The 25,674-nt window shown below is 52.9% G+C and carries 22 protein-coding genes; 16 read left to right on the forward strand and 6 right to left on the reverse strand.

Annotated features, from left to right (window positions below; genetic code table 11):
- Positions 1-5 precede the first annotated feature (5 nt).
- The 3 genes from ACSPJT_RS07070 to ACSPJT_RS07080 all read right to left on the reverse strand — a co-directional run bounded on the left by ACSPJT_RS07070 (position 6) and on the right by ACSPJT_RS07080 (position 2,236).
- Positions 6-515 (reverse strand): RNA polymerase sigma factor, encoded by a 510-nt coding sequence (locus ACSPJT_RS07070; RefSeq protein WP_435895667.1) that lies wholly within the window; start codon positions 513-515, stop codon positions 6-8.
- A 92-nt stretch (positions 516-607) separates the two neighbouring features.
- A complete protein-coding gene (locus tag ACSPJT_RS07075) occupies positions 608-1,231 on the reverse strand; it encodes a redox-sensing transcriptional repressor Rex (RefSeq protein ID WP_435895668.1) in 624 nt (207 codons plus the stop codon).
- Between the two features lie 81 nt (positions 1,232-1,312).
- On the reverse strand, positions 1,313-2,236 hold the full coding sequence (locus ACSPJT_RS07080) for a Gfo/Idh/MocA family oxidoreductase (protein WP_435895669.1): 924 nt from the start codon (positions 2,234-2,236) through the stop codon (positions 1,313-1,315).
- 285 nt (positions 2,237-2,521) lie between these two features.
- Here ACSPJT_RS07080 and ACSPJT_RS07085 point away from each other — a divergent pair, with 285 nt between their 5' ends.
- The 8 genes from ACSPJT_RS07085 (at position 2,522) to ACSPJT_RS07120 (ending at position 13,559) form a co-directional block, all read left to right on the forward strand.
- Complete coding sequence (locus tag ACSPJT_RS07085) at positions 2,522-4,024, forward strand: hypothetical protein (RefSeq protein WP_435895670.1); 1,503 nt, start codon at positions 2,522-2,524, stop codon at positions 4,022-4,024.
- A gap of 135 nt (positions 4,025-4,159) precedes the next feature.
- On the forward strand, positions 4,160-5,479 hold the full coding sequence (locus ACSPJT_RS07090; RefSeq protein ID WP_435895671.1) for a hypothetical protein: 1,320 nt from the start codon (positions 4,160-4,162) through the stop codon (positions 5,477-5,479).
- Positions 5,480-5,517: 38 nt separating this feature from the next.
- Positions 5,518-6,525: an AAA family ATPase gene (locus ACSPJT_RS07095; RefSeq protein WP_435895672.1), complete on the forward strand. Its 1,008-nt coding sequence runs from the start codon at positions 5,518-5,520 to the stop codon at positions 6,523-6,525.
- A 20-nt stretch (positions 6,526-6,545) separates the two neighbouring features.
- Positions 6,546-8,423, forward strand: coding sequence for a hypothetical protein (locus ACSPJT_RS07100; RefSeq protein WP_435895673.1), 1,878 nt, complete (start codon positions 6,546-6,548; stop codon positions 8,421-8,423).
- Positions 8,424-8,458: 35 nt separating this feature from the next.
- On the forward strand, positions 8,459-9,421 hold the full coding sequence (locus ACSPJT_RS07105) for an ABC transporter ATP-binding protein (RefSeq protein WP_435895674.1): 963 nt from the start codon (positions 8,459-8,461) through the stop codon (positions 9,419-9,421).
- Positions 9,422-9,426: 5 nt separating this feature from the next.
- The gene (locus ACSPJT_RS07110) at positions 9,427-10,866 is read left to right on the forward strand and encodes a hypothetical protein (protein ID WP_435895675.1); all 1,440 of its coding nucleotides are present in this window, start codon (positions 9,427-9,429) and stop codon (positions 10,864-10,866) included.
- Positions 10,863-11,741, forward strand: coding sequence for a DUF58 domain-containing protein (locus tag ACSPJT_RS07115; RefSeq protein WP_435895676.1), 879 nt, complete (start codon positions 10,863-10,865; stop codon positions 11,739-11,741). Before ACSPJT_RS07110 ends, ACSPJT_RS07115 begins: the two co-directional genes overlap by 4 nt.
- A gap of 21 nt (positions 11,742-11,762) precedes the next feature.
- Positions 11,763-13,559 carry a vWA domain-containing protein gene (locus ACSPJT_RS07120; RefSeq protein ID WP_435896189.1) on the forward strand — a complete coding sequence of 599 codons (1,797 nt, stop codon included), beginning with the start codon at positions 11,763-11,765 and terminating at the stop codon, positions 13,557-13,559.
- Here the strand turns inward: ACSPJT_RS07120 and ACSPJT_RS07125 are convergent.
- Both ACSPJT_RS07125 and ACSPJT_RS07130 read right to left on the reverse strand, forming a co-directional pair.
- Positions 13,547-14,353, reverse strand: a complete 807-nt coding sequence (locus ACSPJT_RS07125) for a metallophosphoesterase family protein (RefSeq protein ID WP_435895677.1) — start codon at positions 14,351-14,353, stop codon at positions 13,547-13,549. The two genes, ACSPJT_RS07120 and ACSPJT_RS07125, sit on opposite strands and share 13 nt — an antisense overlap.
- Positions 14,354-14,355: 2 nt before the next feature.
- Positions 14,356-15,282, reverse strand: coding sequence for a diacylglycerol/lipid kinase family protein (locus ACSPJT_RS07130; RefSeq protein ID WP_435895678.1), 927 nt, complete (start codon positions 15,280-15,282; stop codon positions 14,356-14,358).
- A 77-nt stretch (positions 15,283-15,359) separates the two neighbouring features.
- Between ACSPJT_RS07130 and ACSPJT_RS07135 the strand changes: the two genes are divergently transcribed.
- The 4 genes from ACSPJT_RS07135 (at position 15,360) to ACSPJT_RS07150 (ending at position 20,385) form a co-directional block, all read left to right on the forward strand.
- Positions 15,360-16,133 carry an alpha/beta hydrolase gene (locus ACSPJT_RS07135; RefSeq protein WP_435895679.1) on the forward strand — a complete coding sequence of 258 codons (774 nt, stop codon included), beginning with the start codon at positions 15,360-15,362 and terminating at the stop codon, positions 16,131-16,133.
- 83 nt (positions 16,134-16,216) lie between these two features.
- Positions 16,217-18,937, forward strand: a complete 2,721-nt coding sequence (locus ACSPJT_RS07140; RefSeq protein ID WP_435895680.1) for a VWA domain-containing protein — start codon at positions 16,217-16,219, stop codon at positions 18,935-18,937.
- Between the two features lie 76 nt (positions 18,938-19,013).
- Complete coding sequence (gene thiD / locus ACSPJT_RS07145; protein ID WP_435895681.1) at positions 19,014-19,829, forward strand: bifunctional hydroxymethylpyrimidine kinase/phosphomethylpyrimidine kinase; 816 nt, start codon at positions 19,014-19,016, stop codon at positions 19,827-19,829.
- 145 nt (positions 19,830-19,974) lie between these two features.
- Positions 19,975-20,385 carry a hypothetical protein gene (locus tag ACSPJT_RS07150; protein WP_435895682.1) on the forward strand — a complete coding sequence of 137 codons (411 nt, stop codon included), beginning with the start codon at positions 19,975-19,977 and terminating at the stop codon, positions 20,383-20,385.
- Positions 20,386-20,406: 21 nt separating this feature from the next.
- Here ACSPJT_RS07150 and ACSPJT_RS07155 read toward each other — a convergent pair whose 3' ends face one another.
- Positions 20,407-22,584 carry a CHASE2 domain-containing protein gene (locus ACSPJT_RS07155; protein ID WP_435895683.1) on the reverse strand — a complete coding sequence of 726 codons (2,178 nt, stop codon included), beginning with the start codon at positions 22,582-22,584 and terminating at the stop codon, positions 20,407-20,409.
- Between the two features lie 67 nt (positions 22,585-22,651).
- On the opposite strand from ACSPJT_RS07155, the gene ACSPJT_RS07160 reads away from it, so the two are divergent.
- The 4 genes from ACSPJT_RS07160 to ACSPJT_RS07175 all read left to right on the forward strand — a co-directional run bounded on the left by ACSPJT_RS07160 (position 22,652) and on the right by ACSPJT_RS07175 (position 25,664).
- Complete coding sequence (locus ACSPJT_RS07160) at positions 22,652-23,623, forward strand: hypothetical protein (RefSeq protein WP_435895684.1); 972 nt, start codon at positions 22,652-22,654, stop codon at positions 23,621-23,623.
- Positions 23,624-23,702: 79 nt separating this feature from the next.
- Positions 23,703-24,614: a FecR domain-containing protein gene (locus ACSPJT_RS07165; RefSeq protein WP_435895685.1), complete on the forward strand. Its 912-nt coding sequence runs from the start codon at positions 23,703-23,705 to the stop codon at positions 24,612-24,614.
- A 29-nt stretch (positions 24,615-24,643) separates the two neighbouring features.
- A complete protein-coding gene (locus tag ACSPJT_RS07170; protein ID WP_435895686.1) occupies positions 24,644-25,339 on the forward strand; it encodes an RNA polymerase sigma factor in 696 nt (231 codons plus the stop codon).
- A 91-nt stretch (positions 25,340-25,430) separates the two neighbouring features.
- Positions 25,431-25,664: a hypothetical protein gene (locus tag ACSPJT_RS07175; protein WP_435895687.1), complete on the forward strand. Its 234-nt coding sequence runs from the start codon at positions 25,431-25,433 to the stop codon at positions 25,662-25,664.
- The last annotated feature ends 10 nt before the right edge of the window (positions 25,665-25,674 follow it).

Consider the following 25,674-nt stretch of genomic DNA (forward strand, 5'->3'; position numbering starts at 1 on the left):
GAAATTTATTGAAGGTCGTCAGGCAGGATTTCGCGCAAGCGTTTCATGCCGGTATGGATGAGAAAGCCGACGTTACCGGTGCTGAGTCCGGTCTCGTCACTGATTTCTTGGTAGCTGTATCCTTTTTCGAATTTGAGGATGATCACTGTGGCTTGGTTTTCAGGGAGACGTGCGAGGTAGGATTTCACCAACTCCACACGTTCGTTGTCGGAGGTGATGGTATCGGGGGAATCGACCCCACTATCGCGGGAGGCCATTAATTCGTCCTCCATTGGCACCATTCGTTTCTCCTTCCGGAGCACATCAAGCGCCCGATTCCGGCAGACGGTGAACAACCAGGACTTCAAGCCATCGCTCACCTTACCGGCGTCTTGCTGGTAGAGGCGGATGAAAGTGTCCTGCACAACGTCGCGAGCTCGATCGAGATCATGCACGATGGTCTTGGCGTAGCCGATCAGGGGTGACTCGAATTCCGAGATCGCCCGTTCGACCAGTTCTGAGCTGGTTTCCGCCATATCTTTTTCGTTTTTGACGCCCATCGCAGGCACTTTCTACGAGGTGAAACGCGGAACCCAAGAATTTCTTGGGTAAAACACAGAAAAAAAACTTATTTCCTGACGAAGTAACTCAGGTTCTCCAGCTCAAGCGCCAGATCAACGTTGTTCACTGTCACATCGGCGGGCACTTGAAGCACCGCTGGGGAGAAATTCAGCACCCCTTGGATGCCCGCATCCACCAGCACGTTCACGGCCTCTTGGGCGTGTTCTGCGGGCACACACAGGATCGCCATCTGCACCTTGTGCTCTTTGACAAATTCGGGGATCTTGTCAGATGAATGAAGCGGCACAGGGATGCTTTTCCCCGATAGAGTGGCAGCGGCCGCATCAAAGGCCGCGAGGATATCGTAACCCTCCTTTTTAAACCCCTCATAGCGGAGCAACGCCCGACCAAGGTTACCCGCACCTACCATGATGACGGGTTGGAGTTTAGCGCGACCCAAGCCCTCGTGAATGGCGAGTCGCAGTGCCTGAACCGGATATCCCCGACCTCGAGTTCCGAATGTGCCGAAATAGGCTAAGTCACGACGCAGTTGGGATGGCTTCACCCCTGCAGCTGCGGCCAGCGCTGTCGAACTCACCATCTCGTGGCCATTCTCATGGAGACGCTCGAGACACCGATTATACAGCGAGATTCTGTAGATCGACTTTTGAGGTATTTCCAACTTTTCCACGAGGACAAGATGCCTTGGTTAGAGCGTGAGTCAAGGCTCCTGAATGGCTACCATCGTGTGCACACGTTTTAAAGTAGCGGATTATTTGTTGAAGCTCGAGGTAATACGGTTTGTGATATCCAGCGCCAGATCCAATGCAGCGGCACCTTGTTGTCCGGAGACCTCCGGGGCTTTGCCTTTTTTAGAGCACTCGACGAATGAGGCCAACTCTCGCTTCAGTGGTTCGTCCTTTTCAACATTCACTTCGACCTTCTCCACCCCCTCTTTACCCATACGATACATCCCCGCGCTCTGCTCCTGATAATCCAGTGATAGATAGCAGTCACCTTGGAACACCCGGATTTTCCGCATCCGCTCGGGACTGATTCGGCTCGCGGTGACGTTGGCCACACAGCCGTTTTCAAACCGGATCCGCGCATTGGCGATATCCTCACGTGCTGTCATCACAGCCACCCCAACGGCATCAACACTAACAATCGGTGAGCGCACCAGATGCAAAATAATTTCCAAATCATGGATCATCAGATCAAGAACCACACCAATATCAATGCTCCTGTTAGGAAATGGGGAAAGCCTGTGGGCTTCGATGAAGCGAGCCTCCTTCAATCGATCTTCGAGTTCGCGCATGACAGGATTGAAGCGTTCGATGTGGCCTACTTGAAGAATCCTGCCGTGCTTTTGGGAGGTTTCGATGAGAGCTGTAGCATCGTCGAGTGTGTCGGCGATGGGTTTTTCCATCAGCACATCCACCCCTTTTTCCATAAGCTCACAGCCAACACTGCGGTGGGCAACGGTGGGCACGGCCACGGTGGCGGCGTCGACTACCTCAGCGAACGCGTCCAAGGAATCAACGGCAATTCCACCAAATTCCGCGGCTACATCAGCGGCGCGCTTCTTGTCCTGATCGTAGACAGCGGCCAGCTCGACCCCCTCTAATAGTGAAAAAACCCGCGCATGATTGCGCCCCATTGCTCCTGCCCCTGCTACTCCTGCGCGTAAATCCATGGGCTATTGCTAGATCAAACCAACCCCGCTGACAAGACCCTGAAAAAAAAACTCAAAAAACACCTAAGAAGATCCCAAGCTCGGACGTCTCCACTCAATGTCCCACTGTAAGACAAGTCACAACCGACTAGCTATCAATGACCAAACCCATCCAAACCACCTCCACCAAGAATCTGAAATATCCCGTTTTTACGCTGGCCACTTAGAAAGGCCGATCTATATTCTCCATCTAAAGCACATCCCTCCACTTGGAGTCCCCCCTCACACCGAACACCTAATTAACTCATGAGCTTACACGCCCAACTGTCACCAGAAGCCCAGGCACGCCTGGCCGCGCAACAGCGCAATTCCACCATTACCAGTATCATTATCTCACTGTTAGTGGTTCTTTTAATTGGTATTGTCCTCCTCTATTTGCTGTTGCCGCCAATTGACAACTTCACGCCTGAGATTGTTTCTTACCAAGCTGGTGCCGATGACAAAGAAAAAGTCACCAAGCGTGAGATGACACGTGCCGTAGAGCGCAAGCCCTCTGCTCCATCATCTTCCATGGCCAAGGTCATCGCTGCAAACACCACCTCTCCTACTGCGGTTCCAGTCCCCGAAGTTGACGTTCCGGATCCATCCACGGATTTCGGAAACGGCGACGATTTCGGTGACGGCTGGGGCAATGGCGACGGCGATGGCGGTGGTGGCGGATTCGGTAACATCCCAGCTACCATGCGTGAGCGCTGTTCTAAGGACGACCGCTTGAATCGCCTTGCTAAAAACGGCGGTAATGAGAAATGTGAAGAAGCCGTGATGAAATCACTCCGCTGGCTCAAGAAGACCCAGAACGCCGACGGCAGCTGGTGCGGCCAGAAAAAAGTCGCTATGACTGGATTCGCCATTCTTGCTTTCCTCGGCCACTGCGAAACACCTAACTCCGAGGAGTTCGGCGACGCCGTCACCCGCGGTATCGTTTACCTTGTGAACGTCAGCATGAAAAACAACGGTAAAATGGCTGACGACTTCAAAGACAACCACTGGTGCTACGATCACTCGATTGCCACATACGCACTCGGCGAAGCTGCTACCTTCTGCATCAAGCTCGGTATCAACATCCCAAAACTGAACGAAGCCACCAAGGCATCTGGAGACTGGATCCTTGAACACCAACACACATCCGGTGCTTGGGACTACAAATACGACATGTCCGGAAAACGCGGAGGTGATACATCCATCGCTCTTTGGCACATCCAGGCGCTCAAAGCCTGCAAGCACACAGGTCTCTGGGAAGAGAAAGTATTCAAAGGCTGCATCCGCAACGCCCTCGATTACCTGAAGAGCAAGCAAGCCTCTGACGGAGGTGTCGGATATGCATCCCCTAACCCACACGGAGATGTCGGTTTCACCATGACCGGTGGCGGCATGCTAGCCTTCCAGATGTGGGACAAGAGCCATGACTCCGTTGTCCGCAAAGGCGCTCGCTACATCAAGAAGAACGCTAAGCTTGACTACAACACTGAGCACGCAGACCTCTACCGTCACTACTACCACGCCCAAGCCATGATTAACCGTGGCGGTGCCGACTGGGAACATTACAACAATCTGTTCCGCGACCAACTTCTCAACAACCAGAACGCCGACGGCACCTGGAAGAATGTTGGCGGTGGAGCCAAGGTTAAAGCTGTAGCTCCTCAGTTCCAAGGCGGCTCACAAATGGCCACCCACTACCGCACCTGCCTGGCCACCTTCATGTTGGAAGTTTACTACCGCTTCCTCCCTGCTACAGGGGCCAAGCACTAATCAGCACTTGAATTTACCCAACGGCTCCGCATTCACGCGGGGCCGTTTTTTTGTACCATCTTCATCGGATTTTCATACTTCTCATCTTGCCCAGAACCAATTCCGCACTAACATGGTTCCAGACTTATCATTTAAATGGCCGAAGAACAGACATGGCGTGCAATCGCTCGCAGAACATCACGAAAAATTAATTTCGGCTGGTGGCTGCAAGTGCTGTCCACTCCTTTACTGATCACATCGTTGATTATCGCTTGCGGCATCTTGATTCTAAGGCGCGAGTTGGACGCTATGCCATGGATGCAACTCGTTGGTGGAGCAATCGTAGCGTTGGCACTCACTGGGCTGGCATGCTGGCTTGCCGCACGCGCCCATTTTGAATCCTCGAAGCAGTCACTGGTTCGCATTGAAGCCGCCATGCGACTTCGCAACGCACTGACAGCTGCCGACCACGGTATCGCCCCATGGCCTGCAGTTCCGGTTATGATCAACGACGGCACAAGCTGGCACTGGAAACGACTCCTTCCTCCAATGATCGGTGCCGCCATGATCATCGCCTGTGGGTTTATGATCCCCGTGCATGCTAAATCCATTGCATCGGATCCCGCTCAAGAGCCATCGGCATGGAGCGAACTCGACACCAGTCTGGACCAGCTCGACAACCAAGAGGTCATTCAGGATGACTACGTAGAAGAAATGCGTGAGAAGCTCGAAAAGCTTCGCGAGCAATCACCGGATGAATGGTTCAGTCACTCTAGCCTAGAGGCCACGGATACCTTGAAACAGAATCATGCCAAGGAACAGGAAGCCCTGAAAAACAATCTGCAACGAGCCGAACAGAACCTCGCCGAACTCCAGAATGGCGGTGCAAAGATGAACGAACAGAAGAAGCAACGACTCCTCAACGAGTTCGACGAAGCACTTAAGAAAATGGAACAGGGAGGCATGAAGCCAAACGAAAAACTCCTGAAGCAGTTAAAGAAACTCGATCCCAAACAGCTCGATCAATTAACTCCAGAACAGCTCGACCAACTGCGTGAAAATATGCGCCAACATGCTGAAAAACTTAAACAGCAAGATGGCGGAAAAGGCGACCAGCCTGGTGAAGACGACTGGATGAACGATCAAGAAGGAGAGGGAGAGGGTGAAGACGGTGACGCTGAAAAACCCGGCAAAGGCGGAATCAACCGTGGCCCAGGAACCGCGCCTGATGTTCTTGGAGCCCCCCATGCAGATGCAGGTAAAGGCAAACTGGAGAGACTGAAAAACGATAATAAAGAACAAGCCCTCCCAGGAGACTTACTCGAGACCAGCGATGACAAACACGAAGTCGATGAAACCAAGCAGGGGCCGACAGCTGGCGGCAAAGCCACCGCTAAAGGAAAGGGCGGAGATCGCGTCTGGAAGGACTCCCTCCTCCCCGAGGAAAAAAAAGCCCTTAAAAAATTCTTCGAGTAACTACTCCCTAAACTTCACTCTGACTACTTTTACCTACCATGCAATTTGCCACTGAATCCGAGATCGCCGCTGCCTGCAAACATGTCCGCTCACTCAATACTACACTCAACCAAGTTCTCTTTGGACAGGAGGAACTGATCGACTTGGTGATCACTGGACTGCTCGCACGCGGACATATTTTGTTAGAAGGTTTGCCTGGATTGGGTAAAACCGAACTGGTCAAAGGCCTATCCAAAGCACTGAATCTCGATGCCAAGAGAATCCAGTTCACCCCTGACCTCCTACCTGGTGACATCACCGGCAACCCAGTGCTTCAGGAACAAGACGGACAGCGTAAGTTTGTTTTCCAGCCTGGACCGCTATTCACTAACATTCTGTTAGCCGACGAAATCAACCGAGCCTCGCCGAAAACTCAGTCGGCTATGCTAGAAGCGATGCAGGAACGCCGCGTGACCGTGATTGGAGAAACTCACGATTTGCCAGCTCCATTTTTTGTCCTCGCCACGCAGAACCCGATCGAGCTCGAAGGCACCTACCCGCTACCAGAAGCCCAGCTGGACCGCTTTCTTTTCAAACTTGAAGTCAGCCGTAACAATGTCGAAACCTTGGAAAAAATCGTCAACCACCGTGAACTCGGCACGGAACCTGAGGTAGTCTCCATGATGGACCCCGCGCAGCTTGATGAGGTTCTAACGATGGTCCGCCGGATATACCTTCCGGACGTGGTGGCTAATTACATTGCGCGCTTAGTAGACGCCACTCACCCTGGCCAGTCGACCGCATCCGCCGGCATCAAATATGGATCCAGCCCGCGTGCCGCACTCTCACTCGCCTCAGCCGCCAAGGCCCGAGCTCTCATGAACGAACGCACCCATGCCAGCTTCGAAGACGTCAAATACGTGGCTCCGGCTGTGCTTCGTCACCGCATGATTCTCGATTACAATGCGCGGGTGGAAGGCAAAACCACCAATGACACCATCTACGCATTGTTAGAGGAGGTTCCATTCCAAGCAAAGGAAGCTCCACGCACTATGGTCAGCCAGTAATTCGAGTTTCCCGGCCCATCATGATTTTCAAGAGCACCCGCCTCACTCCTTGGTTGTTTTCACTGACTGCCACAGCAGCCCTACTCCTGACTCTGTTAGGAGCTGGTCGACTTAGCGCCCAGTATCAACTGACTCGACAAGTCTACGAGACGAAGACCAACACTTGGGTGCAAGTCACCAGCTTGTTTGGCAAACTCCCGGCCTATGGCTATGTGCCTATTCGGGTGGAAATCAATAATGGCACCAAGGTCGATCGAGACCTCAGTTTGGAATTCACCTCGAAGGATCTATCCGCTTTCGGCACGGAAACCGGTAGCCGCATGTCATCGAGTTTCGAATGCTCCTGCGAAGCAGGAAAACGCGAAACGTTTGATTTCCTAGTTCCTGTTACCACTGTCTTTCAGACCAGCGGTTACGGCAGCGGTAGTGAACTGAGAATGAACATCAGCTGCAACGGCTTCCCGACAACGAGCGGCACCATGTCGACCGAACTCAGCAATCAGTGGCCTTCCGTCATCGTCAGCAGCGCACTCTACGTGCCCAACGCATCCGCCCTAACAAGTCAACTCAGTGGAGGCTCGATGTCGTCTAGCAATATCGAGTTTGGTGGCAGTTTTGATCCAAAAAGCATGCCGACAGACTGGCGCGCATATCTTGGCCAAGACGTGATTATGTTAACCTCTGATGATTGGTCTAAACTCGATCCTGGAGCTCGCACAGCGATCCTCGAGTGGAACCGATTCGGTGGCAGGCTGATTATTTACAGCTCCAGCGCTTCGGTCAATTTCGGCAGTCTCCAGATTGACAGCGATGAAGCCGCCGATACTGGCTCCCGAATCATCCAACGCAGCATGGGCACTGTCAGCATATTGTCGTTGCCATCGTCAGGTCGGCTGGATGCGGCGAAAACCTACAGCATGCTAGGTGCCGGCGTTATCGCTCCATCAAGACGCTCCCAACCCGTAAAACCAGGTTTTGCCAGCTCAGGCTACAGCACTACCTATTACAGCATGCTCTATGATTACGCAGGCACATGGCCACTGGAAAACATCCTTGGTCAAAAGCATTTCAACACGGCCTTCTTTGTTCTCATCCTACTTGCCTTCGGTATCCTGATCGGACCCGTGAATCTGTTTGTCTTCGCCAAGGCTGGCAAACGACACAAACTGTTCATTACCACCCCCATCATCTCACTTGGTGCCAGCGCGCTGTTAGTTATTTTGATTTTATTCCAAGACGGCTTTGGCGGACGAGGTCATCGGGTGGTTCTGATGGAAATCCAACCGCAAGAAAACAACGCCTACATCATTCAAGAGCAAGCGGCACGGACCGGAGTTCTGTTAGGAAGTTCATTCGAAACATCCGAGCCTGCGCTGATGTCCCCTGTCGCCCTCGCTCCTTCCCGCTGGGCACGAGTCGTCACAGATGGCACCGCTCCCAGCTCCTACACGGCTAATGAAGGTGACGATGGACTTAAAGCCAGCGGCGACTGGTTTCAGTCACGCAGTATCCACGGTCACCTCCTTAAAACCGTGCGCCCTACCCGAGGCCGTATTGAGCTATCCCCCCGCGCCGGCGCTCCCGTTCTAACGTCCACCTTCGATTATGACCTCGGCACTATTTACTATCAGGCTAAAGACGGTTCGTGGTGGAAAGCGGATGCACTTTCCAAAGGGAACTCAGTCACCTTGAGTCCCAGCAGCGCCTCAGACTTCCACAGCTGGCTACTCGCACAGTCGCAGCTTTTTTCCAAAGGCAACGCTCAGCACATCAATGACCTCGCCACGCTTCCCGGCCGCTTTTTCACCCTCACGGAAGATGCGCCCGCCATCGAAACATACAATTCCGTCAAATGGCTGAGCACTAAAACGCTAATGACGGGACGCATCGCTCGTTAATTTTCCAACACCAAGTTCCAAATTTTATTTCCAGCATGAGTAACGCGATTGTCGTCAACAACCTCTACCGCTATTTCGGACCACTGAAGGCCGTCGACGGGATTAATTTTGAAGTTCCTCATGGTTCAGTGTGTGGCTTTGTGGGTGCCAATGGTGCTGGTAAAACCACCACCATGCGTGTTCTAGCGACCCTGGATTACCCAACGATGGGCACCGCAGAAATTTGCGGAATCAATGTCGTCAACCATCCTGCCAAGGTCCGGTCACTGATCGGATGGATGCCCGACCACTTCGGCAACTACGAGCACATGACGGTGCTCGAATATCTTGATTTCTATGCCCGGGCACTAGGCTACAGCGGCAAAGAACGCCAGATGCGCATCCAAGAGGTGATGGAATTCGCCGACCTCATCCCTCTGGCCGATCGGCTTTCTAACAAACTCTCAAAAGGCATGACCCAGAGACTCTGTCTCGGCAGAGCTCTGATCCATGATCCACAGATTCTCATTATGGACGAGCCTGCAGCAGGTCTCGACCCCAAAGCCCGAGTGGAGCTGAAGCACCTGATTCGTATTCTTGCAGAGGAAGGAAAAACCATCTTCATTTCCTCCCACATTCTCTCTGAGCTTGGTGAAATGTGCGACAGCCTGCTGTTCATCAACAATGGCCGCATCGTACACCACGGCGACGCTGAATCTCTACGACAGGGAACCGACACGTTAGGTGGCTATTTCTATGATGTGCAGGTGTTAGGTAATGCCCAAGCGGTATCTGACTGGGCGGTAACCAACCCCTACGCCGAATTTATCGAGTCCCGAAAACAAGGCGGCCGGCTCCGTATCGAGTCAGTTGAAACCGCCTCTCGGGTGCTCGCCAGCATGATCAAAGACGGACTGCAAGTGGTGGAATTCCACAAAGAGCAGCGAAACTTGGAAGACGCATTTATCGACATGCTGGATAAAGTGAACACGCCTCCAACGATGCCCAAGAATTCGTAATCGCCATGTCCAGCATCAAGCACATCGCAGATTTCCCAGACAAGCTCAACCCGATGTTGGTGAAGGAGCTTCGTCAGGGCTTGCGTGGTGTCGGGTTTGTCATTCTGTTCATTACCCTGCAGGCCTTCCTTGCATTTATACTCTTGGTCACTGCAGCGAGCGCATCCTCCCAGAATGCCGGTCATTTGTTGTCGAGGGTGATCTTTTTCTTTTTCTCCTTTGCCGTGCTCATTGTGCAACCACTGCGTGGCATCTCGGCTCTTTCCTCGGAAGTGAGAGGAAACACGATCGATCTCCTATGCCTGACCCGGCTGAGTGCCTGGCGCATTACCTTTGGAAAATGGATCTCGATTGTGAGCCAATCCGCTCTCATTCTCACTGCGATTATTCCGTATCTGATTCTACGGTATTTCTTTGGCGATATGCAGATGCTCGCTGAAGTCTTGTTCTTGCTCAGCATCTTCCTGATTTCCATCACACTGACTGCATTCACGGTGGGATTCAGTGGCATTAGTTCAACTATTGTTAGAGTGCTGTTACCCATCACCGGAGCATTGATGTTGTTTATCTACATCTGGGCGTTGTTCGTCAGTAACCGCTATCTCTTCCAGACCATGGTGCAAAGGCTCACTCTTGACACAGGAAGCGCCTGGTTAGGATTTTTAGCGTTTGTTGTCATGTGCCTTTACGCCGGATGGATGTGTCTTGATCTGGGCACATCGCAGATCGCTCCCGTCGCGGAAAACAGATCGACTTTAAAGAGGTCCGTCAGCCTGTTCTTTATCATGCTGGCCTTGGCTGTGGTCACTCTGGCAATCGACCAAGTCTACATCGCCATTATTTTAGGACTCTGTCTCTGCGCTCCGATCAGTTTGATATGTTTAACTGAAAACCCTCATTTGGTGCCACCGATCGCCGCTCCGTTTGTAAGCAAAGGTATGGTTGGCAGAACCCTCGGACGGATCTTCTACCCCGGATGGGCGACTGGTTTAATTTATGTTCTCATCCTGTTTTTACTGATGCAGGGGGTGATATTCATTTTCTCACTCAAAGGAGCTACGATTGACGACACCACCCGGATGATGGTTCCCGCCGTCTTTGCCATGCTACTCTTCCCTGTGGCGATGACCCGCTTGTTTGCTCGTAAAAATGATAACCGTTTCGGCCTCTTTGTGCTCTTCATCTGCACACAGGCCCTTGTCTTCGCCGTGGTTATATCCTGTGAACAATGGGCCTCGAATCTTGAGCTGATGCACTACTTCTGTTGGATTCCTCTGACACTGCCATATCTAGCAGAGCAAACGATATTCTCGTCGACAACCTTGTTGAATATCGCCTATCTCAACGCTGGAGTCTATTACCTCATTGCTCTCGCCACCACACGCCCTGTTTGGAGGCAAGTCGGCGAAGTCGAGCGACAGATCCAGCCCGCCTTTGAAGCATGACCCACGAGCAACTAGCTACTCTTTACCACAAAGCGTCCGTCTGCACGGAACGCCTTACCCTGCCGTTTCGCAGTCAGGTATGGCGTGGCATGGCCGGTGAGTTTCAGGGGGCTGGCACAGGATCATCGATCGATTTCCAAGACCACCGTGCTTACGTGCCTGGTGATGATCCTAGACATATCAACTGGCAAGCATACGCGCGCACGGGAAACTACTCGATGAAACTTTATCGGGAGGAGGTAAGGCCTGTGATCGACATCATTATGGACGCCTCCGAGTCGATGTTTTTCGAAACAGACAAAGCAGAACGCAGTGCCGAGCTGTTTTACTTTGCCGTGCTCTCTGCGGTTCAGGCAGGCGCGTCCACACGGTTGCACGTTCTACGCGGTGACGGATATCGTGAAATACCGATGGACGCAGTGAACTCACACCTCTGGTATGAAACGGCGAAAAACATACCTTCCGAAAACCCAGCCACATCCCTGGCCCTCGACAAGGTGCCGATGCGAGGCAATGCCATTCGCGTGCTAATCTCGGATCTTCTATTTGAAGGTGATCCCACGCACCCGCTGCGCTTACTCACTCAGCAGCAGGGCAAAGCCATCATGCTGGTTCCATTTCTCCAAAGCGAAGCCCGGCCTGAGTGGGAAGGAAATTACGAATTTATCGATGCCGAGCAAACCAGCCACCATCCCCACCGGATTGAAAAATCAACATTGAAGCTCTATTACAAAGCCTACGCCGAACACTTCGCTCAATGGCACTCGGCAGCGCGCCGGTTCAACGCCCCCTTGGCTCGTGTCAGCGCTGATACCGATCTCCTGGAGGCGCTCAATGAAGAAGCCGTCACCGCAGGAGCTCTCACCATTTCTTAATCCCAACTTGCCATCAACCTCATCCTAACAAATCTACACGGTCTCTGGGCGCTACTAGGCATCCCAGCGGTGGTGTTGATTCACTTTCTGCAACGTCGTGCGAAGGTGCAGGTTGTCAGCACCCTGTTCTTGCTACGTCAGACCCAGCGGGAATCAACCAGCGGTCGGCGATTTGATCGGCTGGTTAATTCAGTGCCACTGTGGCTGCAAATTTTCGCCGTACTGTTAACCACTTGGTTGTTAGTCCAGCCACGTTATGTGAAAGCCAAGTCTACACAGCGCATAGCCATCGTTTTAGACAGCTCCGCGTCGATGCGAGTTTTCAAAGACAAACTTCCGGAAACCCTTCAACGTGAAATCCCACGTTTACAAGGTAACGCTGCGAACATTGAAGTCTGGCTCATGGAGTCAGACCCCTCGAAAGCAAAAATCTATCAGGGGAAATCCATGGAGGAGCTGCTGGCAGCACTCACTAGCTGGCAGCCAAGCTCCGGTGCCACTGAGCCAGGAAACACTCTGCGTGTAGCCCGTAGTTTGGTTGGTGCTGAGGGTGCCATTTCCTACATCACAGACACTCCGCTATCGGGTGTAGCACCTTACAACAGCTCTACCATTTCCATTGGAGAACCTACCGACAACTGTGGCTTCACTGGTGTTAGTTTTGAGACATCTGGCACAGACCTCGTGTGGAAGGCGATCGTTAGAAACTACTCGGACGAAGAACAAACGCGCACATGGAAGCTGGAGACCGCAAAAGGGTCTAGCAATACGAGAAGCGTCACACTCAAAGCAGGATCATTGACGACTCTTCAAGGTGCGTTTCCAGCCGGAGAAGAACGTTGCAGGGTCAGCCTAAACGGAGACGCCTTCGATCTCGATGACAGCCTGCCACTGGTTCGCCCTGCCCCGAAACCACTACTCATTCAATCCACCCTTCCCAAGGAAACCGTGCTCCTCAGTGACCGGATGATCGCCAGTTTCCCCAACCTCAAGACCGTGGCCAATGGCACCCAAGCTGATCTGATCATCACATCTACCGAGACCACTCCGAAAGACCATCACCTGATGGTTTTCCCGCAGGACAAGGCTAGCTCAAGGCCCTATCTCACTGGCAACATTGTTGCGACAAAACACCCGCTCACTGATGGCCTGAACTGGCAGGCATTGCTGGTAAGGAACAGCATATCGATCCCCCATGACCAGGCAGATGAGGTCTTGCTCTGGCAAGGCAACCGCGCATTGATTTACCTGCGCACCCACGAGATCACCGGACGCAAGGCGTTGATTTTCAACTTCGACATCAGACGCTCTAACGGCATGAAGCAACCGTCCGTCGCAGTCCTGATGCTGCGGTTCTGCGAACAGCTTCGCCAGGAGAAAATTGCGCCCGAAACCCGAATCACCGAGACCTCAGAGCCGCTGGATCTCACGAGAAGAACAGGGAAAGATACTCCGCCCCTAGTCAAAAACATCTACGATCTCAATGGCGAGATTCTGGAAACCAAATCACTGGACTCCAGAGCGTCAGGTCTGACCGCTCCTGAAACACCCGGATTTTTCACCCTGAGCCAAGGAGATGAAGTATTGCTAACTTCTGCGACCTACTTTGCGGATACGCGTGAAGCAGACTTCTCGCAGTGCGCCTCCGATGAAGTGCCGGCCACCGCACTAGCCACTGCCGTTGACCGCCACACGCGAGACGACCATCTATGGCGAGTGTGGGCCTGCCTCATTCTACTTGCTGTTTTGGCTGCCTGGTATTTCACCAAGTCAGGAACTCAGGTGACTACCACGACAAGTGATTCTCAGACTACCTGACTCCACCGCTCTTCGGATTTTTCAAAGCAGGATGTTAGATCGTGGAGAAACTCACCCTTGAGCCAGCGGTAACGCAGAATCTCGATTCGTTTATTCGACAGTTTCACAAGATGAAATCCAGCTGGTTCACCTTTGGTTCGGGTTGAACATGCGGTGGCCGCTTGGGAGACCACTACGTTTCGATCCTCATGCTCTAGCTCGATCACTCCGGAATAGGCCTGATGGAAATGACCGGCAAAGACGATGTCGACTTTCCCTATCGACAGGGATCTTTGGATCAGCGGAAGCGGTGATATGAGGACTCTGGATTTCTCATCGCTGCGATGAAGAGGATGATGAAATGTCACCATTCTCAGTCCATCAACGCCCTCAAAACCGTTTTCGATTCGCAGTCCTTGAAAGGGAGATAGGAATCCTCTCGACCAATCAACGTGCAAGCCAAAAGGCGTGGATGAATTGAAAGCCAGCAAGCGTCCCACCGGCAGATCGGCAGTGGGTTCAAGGTCCTCGTTGATGTATTTTTTATACCGACGGAATGGGCGAAAAAAACGATCGATGGGCTGGTTCAACAACGGCACATCGTGATTCCCCGGAATGGTCAGCTGTGGTTGAGGCAACCTGCTGAGCCATTCTTGAGCAGCCACCATCTCACGTTTCCGGGCACGCATGGAAAAATCACCGGGCAGGAGAGTAAAGTCCGGCTCTAACTTCGTAGCCATTTGAACGACCGCTTCTGCTTGAACAAGATTGGCTGCTCCAAAATGAGGATCTGAGAGCTGGAGGATTTGATACATTCTTACGGCAAAGTTTCAGGTTGAGGGTGAAGTAAAAGCAGTGCATCTGGAACGATTTCAATTTTCAAAGGTGTCTCTAACTGGGTCACTTCACCATCGATCATAATTTTAACGTGTTTCTTACCTTTGAAATCAAGAGTGCCGCTGGTGACGGCGACTGCTTCCATATCCGGATCGTCTGAACTCTGCCCCAGCACATAAGCCAGCATTCCACGTAACATGGCTATTCGAGTAAGATGCTGGAAGACATACACTGTGGCCTCCTTACCCGAGGTGCTTTTGCGCTCGGGGATAAGTCCAAGTGTATCGCGATACTCGCCCGGCACGATGGCTAACATTCTACTTTTGAACGCGTGTTGTTTAGTCTCTTCTGTATCTTGGTTTGAAATCGTGAGCCGATAGACGGTCGACTTGGCAAAACGGAACACCGACCAGCCCAGAACTCTGAGAGATTTCCGCCACCATTTTTTTCCATGATACTCGTCGATCATCCGGGCCATGCGCGGGTAAAACCCGATAATGGATGTGCAAAGACACGGTAGACCGGAAATTTTCATGAGTTGATTGCTCTGCATCTCTGCAGTGGCGAGGGCATGTAAAGCCGGTTCAAATTCCAATGGCACATCGTAGTCTCGGGCTGCCAGGTTGAATGTTCCCATCGGGAGAATTCCCAGCGCGACTCCGGAGTTCTCCATCAGCCCGGCGGCGGTATTCACCGTTCCGTCTCCACCTGCTACCAAGATCGCGTCTGGTTTTTCGTCAATGGCTCTTCGTAGGCCATCTACCAGATCCGCTCCACGGAAAAAACGAACATCGCTCTCAATGTCGTGGGAACTTAGCACATCTAACACTTCAGCCGTGATTTTCCCAGGATCGGATTTCTTGGCTGTGCCCGACTCCATGTTGACGATGACCAAAAATTTCCGCATATTCGTTTTCGTTAGGGTAATCTTGATTACCCATAAATCAATCTCCTTCCCCGGCTTCGCCAATCTGAAACCACCCCATGCCACTCGAACTTATCTCAAAAAGCTCCTCAGTGAGGAAATTTCGCCATCCGGTCCTGTTTATTCACGGAGCGGGCATGACGGCAGGTTGCTGGAAGTTGTTTCAGGATCACTTCTCGGAAGCTGGCTGTGACACGCATGCATTGAGCTTACGCGGTCATGGTTCCAGCGATGCCGATGGAACTGTGTTACTGAGGGGCTGCAGCGACTACCTCAATGATGTCCGTTCTGCTGTTGAGCAGGTCGGTGAGCCAGTGGTCATCGTTGCGCACTCTTGGGGAGGTTATCTGGTGCAGCGTTATTTGGAGATCTATCACGATTGTCCGGCTGCGGTGCTCATGGCATCGGCTCCACCCGCTAGCAGCGGGCCAAGCTATTGGAGCATGTTCAAGAAGTTCCCTTGGCTCGTCATCGTAGCCCATCTCACCCTCCGCCCGCACCACGTATACAGCACTTCTGAAAGTATGCGGGAGCTGCTTTTCCGCCAGGACACCAGCGAGAGTGAGATCGAAGAACACAAGCGAGCACTCGAGAAAATCTCACCCCTGCTATATTTTCAAACCATGCTACGTGCTCCACGGGCTGATGCCGTGACAACAAAAATGTTAGTCCTTGGGGCGGACGCCGACCGCATTTATACCACCGACATGGTCGAAAGCACCGCTGCAGCCTATGGCACCGAAGCCCAGATAATCCCTGAGATGTGCCATATGATGATGATCGACCCTGATTGGAGACTGGCTGCTGACGCCATCCTCGATTGGCTCGACTAGGCTTTTTTCGTTAGCCCATCGTTGCAATTTCTGACGGGCAGGTCATCTTCACATGGTTGCGGCATGAAGCTGCAGAACTATCGATGACTTTCAGCGCACCAGAGTGGTTTTTCCTCCTCCCCGTCTTCATCCTTCTGGGATTGGTCTGGCGTTCACTCCGCCTTTGGCAGCCACTACGGGCACTGCTGCTGATTACGGTCACCGTATTGCTCGCAGATCCTCATATTGACCGACAGCAAAACGCCCTCGACCTCTGGGTGATGCTGGATCGCTCAGAATCGACCGAGGACCTCGTAGACAAAGGTCTGCCCGAGTGGAAAAAGCTGCTGGAAAAATCGAAACCCTCCAGACGCGATCAACTGCGCTTCATTGACTACGCGGCTGAGGTCGTCGAACAAAAGCCGGGGACGGAAACCGCGGTGTTCACAGGCAGCCGCAAGCTAACACGCACCAATCTCGCCATCCAGAATATCATCGCCCTTGCGCCAGAGGACAGACCTTCTCGCATCTTGGTATTCAGCGACGGTTACTCCACCGAACCTCTTGCTGAAGCCGCCGCAAAACTTTCGAGCATGGGGATACCGATGGATTTCCGTCTGGTGCGAGAGGAAACCACCGATGACTTCCGCGTTGCGCGCATTCACCTTCCGATCCGTTCTCAAGTCGGCGAGCCGTTTGTGTTAGGGGTCACCGTGAGAGGCCACACTGATACCACTGTGCCTCTGATCATCAAACGTAACGGCCAGACACTCTCAGAGACTCAGGTGAAAATTGTTAGCGGCACGGGCCGGGCTGAATTTACCGATCGAATTGCGCGCAGTGGTTCCTACGAATACACCGCTGAGATCAGACCTGAAAAAGATGCCCACCCGGGAAACAACCGAGTGGAGCGATGGATCGAGGTCACCGGTGGCCCACGCGTTCTCTTGGTGACCAAATACATCAATGACCCGCTGGCCGCAGCGCTGAAGGATCAGGACTATGATGTTCAGGTGGTGACTGAGCCCGGCAATTTGCGAGTCGGTCAACTGGCTGGCGCTCGTTCCGTGGTCTTTAACAATGTGCCGGCTTTTGAAGTCCCGGTTCCTTTCCAGGAAGCTCTGAACTTCTACGTGCGCGAGCAAGGAGGCGGGTTCATGATGGTGGGGGGTAAACAATCATTCGGCTCAGGTGGCTATTTCCAATCGGCGATTGATAATCTGCTACCCGTTTCCATGGAGTTGAAAAACGAACATCGCAAGTTGGCTGTGGCGATGGCTATTGTCATGGACCGGTCAGGGTCGATGGCCATGTCTGCGGGAGCGGGCAAAACCAAAATGGATCTTGCGAACACCGGCGCGGCACGAGCCGTAGAGTTGTTAGGACTGATGGATCAGGTGACCGTATTCGCCGTTGATAGCGAAGCGCACAAAATTGTGCCGCTGATTGACATCCAAGATAAGAAGAATGCAATCATTGGAAAAATTCGCAAAGTTCAATCCCAAGGTGGTGGAATTTACGTATACACCGGATTGAAGGCCGCGTGGAAAGAACTCAAGAAATCCACCGCCGGCACACGTCACATCATCCTCTTTTCAGATGCCGCCGACTCCGAGGAGCCCGGTGCATATCGTCAATTGATTGCGGAGATGACCAAGGAAGGAGCATCCGTTTCTGTGATCGGTCTAGGTACTGCCGCTGATACGGATGCCAAGTTTCTGCAAGACATCGCAAAACTGGGCAAGGGACGTTGTTTCTTCACCACGCGACCAGCAGACATCCCCCGCCTCTTCGCTCAGGAAACAGTGACTATAGCACGGTCCGCATTCATCACCGATCCAGTGGGCACCCGACCCACCGGCAAGTGGAGCGAAATTTCCAACAAACCGTTCAATTGGCTACCCCAAGCGGATGGATACAATCTTTCCTACGCCAGAGAAGACGCCACCACGTCATTGGCAACCACAGATGAATATCTGGCACCATTGGTAGCGCACGCCCGCCGAGGCATCGGCCGGACGGCAGCTGTTTCATTTCCTCTGGGTGGAAAATACTCCGAGAAAATTCGCGCTTGGCCTCAATATGGCGATTTCATTCAAACCCTGACGCAGTGGCTGATGGGCGATCAGCTCCCTGCGGGAATCGGACTGCGTCATCGACTCGAGGGCACACGCCTAACAATCGATTTACTCTACGACAATGAAGAGTGGGGGCAGAAGTTCGCCATTCACCCGCCGCGCATCAAACTACTCAGCGGCGAGTCATCGGGCACACCTTATGAAGTTGCATGGAAACGCATCGCACCGGGACGATTTTCCCTGACTCAAGATCTAGAGGAAGGAAGCTTAATACGAGGTGCCATTCAGGTGGGAGAACACGCTATCCCCTTCGGTCCGGTCATCGTAGGCTCCAGCACCGAGTGGGCGTTCGATCCTGATCGTCTAGCCGAACTGCGCTCTGTTTCGGCCCAAACAGGAGGACGTGAACTTGTCGATCTCTCAAAAGCATGGATGAGACCTCCCGTCATTCACGAAACCGACCTTCGTATTCCCCTTGCCATCGCCGCACTCGTTTTCCTTTTGTTAGACGCATTGGTCACACGCACAGGATGGAAAATGCCACTGCCATCGGTGGGCAAACGGAACCAAGCGAAATCCACGAAAACGCTCACCAAACCAGACTCACCAGCTGAGCTGTCTATTCCGTCACCAGAAAAGCCACCCGTTCCTGAACAACCTCGTGATACCCCTGTCGCGTCTCCACCCGCACCATCGCCCACTACGGCTCGCAGCTCACGTTACGATCGGGCAAAGCGCAAAAAATGATCAAAAACCGCATGCACATCGCAGAAGCTGATGTAGCGTTTATCTCGATCCGCGCATTCATTTCGTCCAATCCTCTATGACTTCAGATCCTTCACCTCACGCAAATTCCAAGGCCGTCGCTTTGTCGATTGCTGGGTCTGATTGCTCGGCTGGTGCTGGAATCCAGGCGGATTTAAAAACGTTCCACCGTCTCGGCGTTCACGGTTTGACCGCCGTCACAAGCGTTGTCTCGGAGACACCTCTGGAAGTCAGACAGATCGAAACCGTCGCCGTTTCGCTGCTTCAGAGCCAAGTCAAAATCTTACTGGAGACTTATCCAATCGGGGCCATCAAGACCGGCATGCTGCCTACTCGGCCTATCATCATCGCAGTTTGCGAACTACTTAAACAAGTCGGTGTTCCAATCATCACTGACCCAGTGATGGTAGCGTCCAGCGGACCGTCACTGATTCAAGACGACGCATCGATCGCCCTAGCCAGTCGACTACTTCCAATGACCACGTTGGTAACCCCGAACATGCCTGAAGCATCCCTACTTCTCGGCCGAAAAATTCTCGCCGCTGAGGAGCTCGAAACCGCTGCCCGCGAAATTTCCGAAAAATTCCAAACTTCCTGTCTTCTCAAAGGCGGACACCTACCTGGCACAGACGACAAACTTGATGTTCTCTGGCACGAAGGACGAGCCCATCATTTTAGTCACCCTGACGCCGGCATTGGCGAAGGCGTTCATGGCACCGGATGTGCATTATCATCTGCCATCACAGCAGAGATTGCCCTAGGTCGCCCCATTGAGACAGCCGTGGCCAATGGCATCGAACTAATCCAACAGCTGATTACCGAATCTGATGTGTGGAACCACCATGGAAAATCCGTGCGCTGTCTAGGCTGGTAAAAGCAGCAACCATCATCTTCATAAATCGATCTATATATTTAATATCCATTAACCAGATAACTTAGAAACCCTTGAACATCGTGCTCCGCACGTTGTCTTATAATTACATCGTGCAAAACCTGCACAGAACTGATACCCAATACCTATGAGAGACTCCCAAGAAGTGACGAACATTCCACGTAAGTTCGCAAGCATGAGCCTCACCCTTACATCCTGTGTGATCCTTGCATCATGCAGTAACTTCAGTGCTGCTGACCTCGCCAAAAAATCTGTAAAATCCGTTTCCGGACTAATTCCATCGCGTATGCCGATCGCCGAGGTCAGGCCAGGCGATTTGAAGAAAATGCCCACAGGTGCCGATCGTGCACTTGCTTGGGAACGCCACCTGAACAAAAAGCAATACGTGTATAACACGAGCAACTGGGTGGCTCCTAAAAATTACAAGGCCCCCACTCTTCCCGAAGAAAGCGGCTTGCCCGCCGATGGAGGACTGCTTCCACCACTGCATCCCGGACAAGGTTCGGCTCTCGATAACGGCGGTTCGCTTCCGGATTAATCATCCATCTCTATAGGGCTGCTATTTGCTGTCCATCTTAATCACGCCGTCCCATCCGGACGGCGTTTTTGCGTCTATTTCGCTGAGCTTGATTTGCTGCAGGTAGAAATTCCTAACACCTGAAAGCGGGCCCTCCACATCCATCTTGGCAAGAGTCTCTGATGAAGTGCACAAGTCCCCTACTCGGAATAAATCCAAAGCTGCATTAAATAGCTCTCGCTGTTCAGGAACACCGGTGACGTAAGTGTAAAGTGAAACTCCGGCACCTCTCCCCTTCACTCTGACCTCACCTACATTGAGCCATGATGAGGTATCACTCAAGAGATTCACCAACGATGACGACACTAGAAGATCCAGTCCCATCATTTTTGTTAGTCCCTCAATCCTCGACGCTAGATTCACCGCATCGCCGATGACGGTAAAGTCCGTGCGTTGCTCTGAACCCACTTCTCCCACCACGGCCTCACCATGATGGAGGCCTATTCCTATTTTGAAGGGATCCAAACCCTTCTTCGCCCAAGCTTCATTCAACTTGGCAAGTTCTTCTAACATCTCCGTGGCCGCCGTCACTGCAGCTTCGGCAAACTGCTCAGCGGGTCGGCCACCGAGACCACCCCATGTCGCCATGATCGCATCGCCGATAAACTTATCCACCGTGCCACCGTGGGCAAAAATGACCTCCACCATTTTACCCAAATATTCGTTGAGCTGACTAACCAATTCACCGGCGTCCTGGAGTTCTGAGCGCTCAGTGAATCCGCGGACATCTGCGAACAGAACCGTCACCTGTTTACGATTTCCTGACGCAGCAGTATAATATCCTTCGGGTGCTTTGACGATGGCATCTGCCACATCCGGAGACATCGAACGTTGCAAATGCCTATGCAATTGCTGCCTCCTGGCGCGCTCCGTCATCGCCTGCCAGATGATTGATCCGAAAATGCCAGACGAAGTGGTGACCAGCCATGGCACACCGGCGATGAGCGCGTAGGTATGATCTCCTGCTAGCAAGTATCCTGACAACCATATGACCACCACTGCTAGCAGCCCTAGGAAAAGTGGCAGAACGCGGCTCCAGCCCAGAACAATGGGGCAAGCCACCAGAAATGCGAGGAAGCACATCATCAGCCATAACACCTTGCCGTCACCTAACAACCCCTCTTGATACCAGGCATCCTCGAGAATGGCACCGAGAACGTGCAGGTGAAGTTGAGCGCCGTATACCTTTCCTGCGGGTGTGTCATGGGCGTCTTGAAATGTGGGGGCAGCTGGCCCGATGATCACCACCTTGTCTTGGAAGTATTGCCCCTGCTTGTATTTGTGTTTCCAATCATCACTAACAAAAATTCGATAGATACTCTGCGGTTCATAGACCTCGTCTACATTCTTGCCCTTGAAACGTGCCATTCGAAACCGTGCGCGTTTCCCCTCTGGCTCTGGATCTTTCCCTAACTGCCGTGCTGCGGCCACTGCCATCGCGACAAAAACATGGTCGTCAGGATGCCTCGGCTGATTATTGGCCTCACTCAGAGTTTTACTAAATTCCACCTCACGCACGATTCGATCATCAGGGTGCGGCCAATAGTTGACGAATCCGGACGGGGTTTCATTTTCCAGAGGCCCTAACAGTTTCTCTGTAGGTTCCACCACCTGCGTCACCGTTTTCTCATTCCCTTCCGCCTGCCCCATAAAAGCGGAGGCCAGAACCACCTTATCTCGATGTCGGGCAATCGCAGCAGCAAAGGCATCATCTTCCTCATCGCTCGCAGCCATCGGGAACACGAGATCCACAATAATCAGTTTGGCTCCGGCAGCAGCGAGACGATCTATCGCTTCCCCGTAAACGCTTCGATCCAACGGCCAGCCCTGCGCCATTTTGGTAAGCGTAGGGTTTTGTTCTATCACCTTTGGATCCAACCCATCGAGAGTCAGGCTGGCGTTATCGATCCCTAGAAAAACAAAGTCCTCTCTGGGAGCCAGACGCATGTCATTGGCTGCAATGGAATCCCGCAGCATCCGTTCCATTTTTCGCAGAAACGTGCCTGTTCCTGGTGCCCACCACGATCCTGCCGCAATCAGGCCACAGAGCAGACATGCTAGAAGCCGTTTTCGGGCGTCACCATCCCAACGATCCGACCACCATGATCCTCCACTTGCGGTGTCAGCCTTTGTGTGTTTGCTTGTCTGTTTGCTTGTCATCCGCTGCAAGTGTGCCCTAGGCTAACGTACGTTACCCAGATGTAACCACGACAACAACCATTCCGCCATGCGAAAAACCACCCTTCTGCCAAAATCCACCCTCCGGCTACCCGCCGCTTTCATTGCTGCGTCTATCACAGCCAGTGCCGCCACAGCCTTGGCGGTCGACGCGCTTTCGCCCATTGAACGCTTTCTCGGAGACGGCTTCGATCCTGATGAATACAGTGACCAAAACCTGGATCAACAGAAGCGTTTCGCCCCGGAAAGCCCTGCCGATACCGATCTCGGCGATCAGTTAATTCTCAAACGCTACGAGGGCAACGCACCACTTCGCTTCGACATTTCCACCCATCTCTTCTGGACGGATAACGTCGCCAGCGCCTCGACCAATGAAAATGACGGCACCATCTGGAAAACACGGGCCGCGCTCTCATGGAAACCTCGGATCGGAGACAACCTGTTCGCGGATGTCACTCTGAACCAATCGATCTATCGTTATGATTCTCCCAGCAGCCTCGACTTCGAACGGACCGATGCGCGTCTTGGACTAGTGAAAATCGTGCCGGAATTCTTCGATGTCTTGTTTTTCGCCCGCTACGAATACGCACGCGTCACCTCTGGGTCACTCAGCGACGGCATTTACAATGCCCACCGAGTGAGAGTGGGAGCGCATAAGGTTTTTCTTAGCACCCCAAAACACACCGCCTACGTGGCATTTGATTACGCTCACGATCTCAGCACCAGCCCGAGTCGATTAGAGCGAGACGAATACAGCGCCCACCTAGGCTACACCTATCAGATCACCGATGATATCAGAGCGGTGTTTTTCTATCATCTGTCCCTGTATGATTATGATCAAGGTGGACGAGAAGATCTCAACCACGTCGTGGGAACTGAGATTTACTGGCAGTTGAGTGAATCTACCCGACTGCACGCCTCGCTGCTCTATGCTGAAAACGATTCTAACCTCGCCGCAGGGGCCGCTGACTACTCAACACTCCAAGGCGGTCTCGGAGTCGGCCTCACGGTTAAGTTTTAATCCTCCCATTACTGCATAAACTCGCACGCCATCCGTCAAACCAGTAGCCCCTGAATAACGCACCAACAACCACCAAGTTATGACTAAATTTTCACTCCTCACCAGCCTGTGCGCGGCCAGCATCGCGATCGGCGGTAGCGTTTCAGCCGAAACTCTCCAATCGGCCAAAGTTACCACCCGCGTCAATGACGTGCGCCTGCACCAGCCCGATAAATCCCGCCAAGCCAAACTCGGTGATACAGTGCGCGGCCACACATCCGTCCAGACCGGACGCCGCTCGCGTGCAGAACTCACTTTCCAAGATCGTACCGTCACCCGACTGGGAGCCAACTCGGCCTTCACCTTCCGTAAAGGCAGCCGTGACATCAATCTCAACCAAGGTTCCATTTTACTCCAAGTTCCTAAAAGCGCCGGTGGCGCCACCATCCGCACCGCCACCGTCACCGCTGCTATCACCGGCACCACCATCCTGATGGAATACAATCAAGGCAAGTGGGTAAAGCTCATCACCTTGGAAGGCACCGTTTCGCTGAACCTCGGGCAAAAAGGAGGACGCAAAGGTGGCTTTTTCCGTCGTGGTCAAAAGGTCAAGGTTCCTGCCGGAAAAATGATCGTCATGCGCCCCGACGGGGAAATCATCACCCGCCCCGTGGATGTGGATCTGAAACGTCTTTTGAGCACCTCCCTGCTCGCTGGCAATAAAGTGTTCGGCCCCCTTGCCCCTGAAGCGCAGCGGCACATTGCCGATGCTGTGGCAGCCCAAGAAAAACTCAAACGCAGAGGCATTCTCGTCAGCGAAAACCAAGTTGATCGCCACCCAGGCTCACGCGCCATCTCAGACCGGAACACGGCCCGCGACATTCATGACAGACCGTTCCAAGAAGACATCACTGACGGGAATGACGGTCAGGACACTACTGGCGGAGATGACGGCCAGATCGATACTGGCGATGGCATTTTCACCGGTGGCGGACAGACCACAGGCCCCTAACATCGGATAACACACTCGGATTCATCCGCATGACTGAACATATTAACGATAGCAATCTCGTCACGGCGGCTCTCTCAGGAGATGCCGCCGCCTGCGCGCAGATAGGCAGCAAGGATACCATCAGCTGGCTGGAAGCCGTGCTGGTTAAGCGCGGTGCCAGCCGTAGCGAGGCATCGGATATCACTGCGGACTTAATCGCCGATTGCTTTGGCGGTAAGACGGGCAAACCTCCTCTGCTTGAAAAATACAACGGCAAGGGCAAACTCCGTGCATTTCTAACCCGGGCCGCCATCAACCGGCTGATTGATTACAAACGCCACGCCAAATTCCAAGGTCAGCTACCTAACCGAAACCTCGACTCCGCGCCGACCGATGAATTTGATCTCCTCGCTGGAGATGACCATGCCAGCCAGCCCGACGAGGACCAGCTGGTGAACCTCTTGCGCGATGCCTTGGTTCACTCCTTCAGTAAATGTGACCCCTTATATCTGTTGCTGATGCGTCTTGTGGTCGTTCACGGAGTCCGGCAAGACACCGTGGGCACATTATTTGGCTGGAGTCAGTCCAAGGTCAGCCGGGCGATTACCTCCGTCATGGTCACCATCAAAGAAGAAACCATGGCCGAAATCAAAGCCGCCGATCCATGGCTGGAGCTGGAATGGGAGGATTTCCTCAGTTTATGCCGCTCCTCCACCGGATTTCTGGTCGGGGCGATGGGGACGTAATGCCGCTTCAACTTATTCAAATAAAAATCGAAAAAACTGCATAGACCTCCCAGACAGGCGTCAGATGGGAGAACAAACCAACCTGCATACCATGAACAAAGACTCAAACAACGATTTCACCACCATCTCCGAATTCCTGTCTGCCTTCGCTCCCGAGGTATCAGGTCGCTCCACCGATATCGTCACTCCAGAGCTCCACGGCAAACTGGAGAACCTGGCTTCTGGTAAACTCGGCGAAGACGAAGGCCGCAGCATCTCACGTGAGATCCTAGCCAACGAAAACGCCATGAAGACTCTTGCCGGATTACTCAGCAACGACGCATAATTCGCCCTTA

It is taken from the genome of Oceaniferula spumae, assembly GCF_042849255.1.
GTDB lineage: Bacteria > Verrucomicrobiota > Verrucomicrobiia > Verrucomicrobiales > Akkermansiaceae > Oceaniferula > Oceaniferula spumae.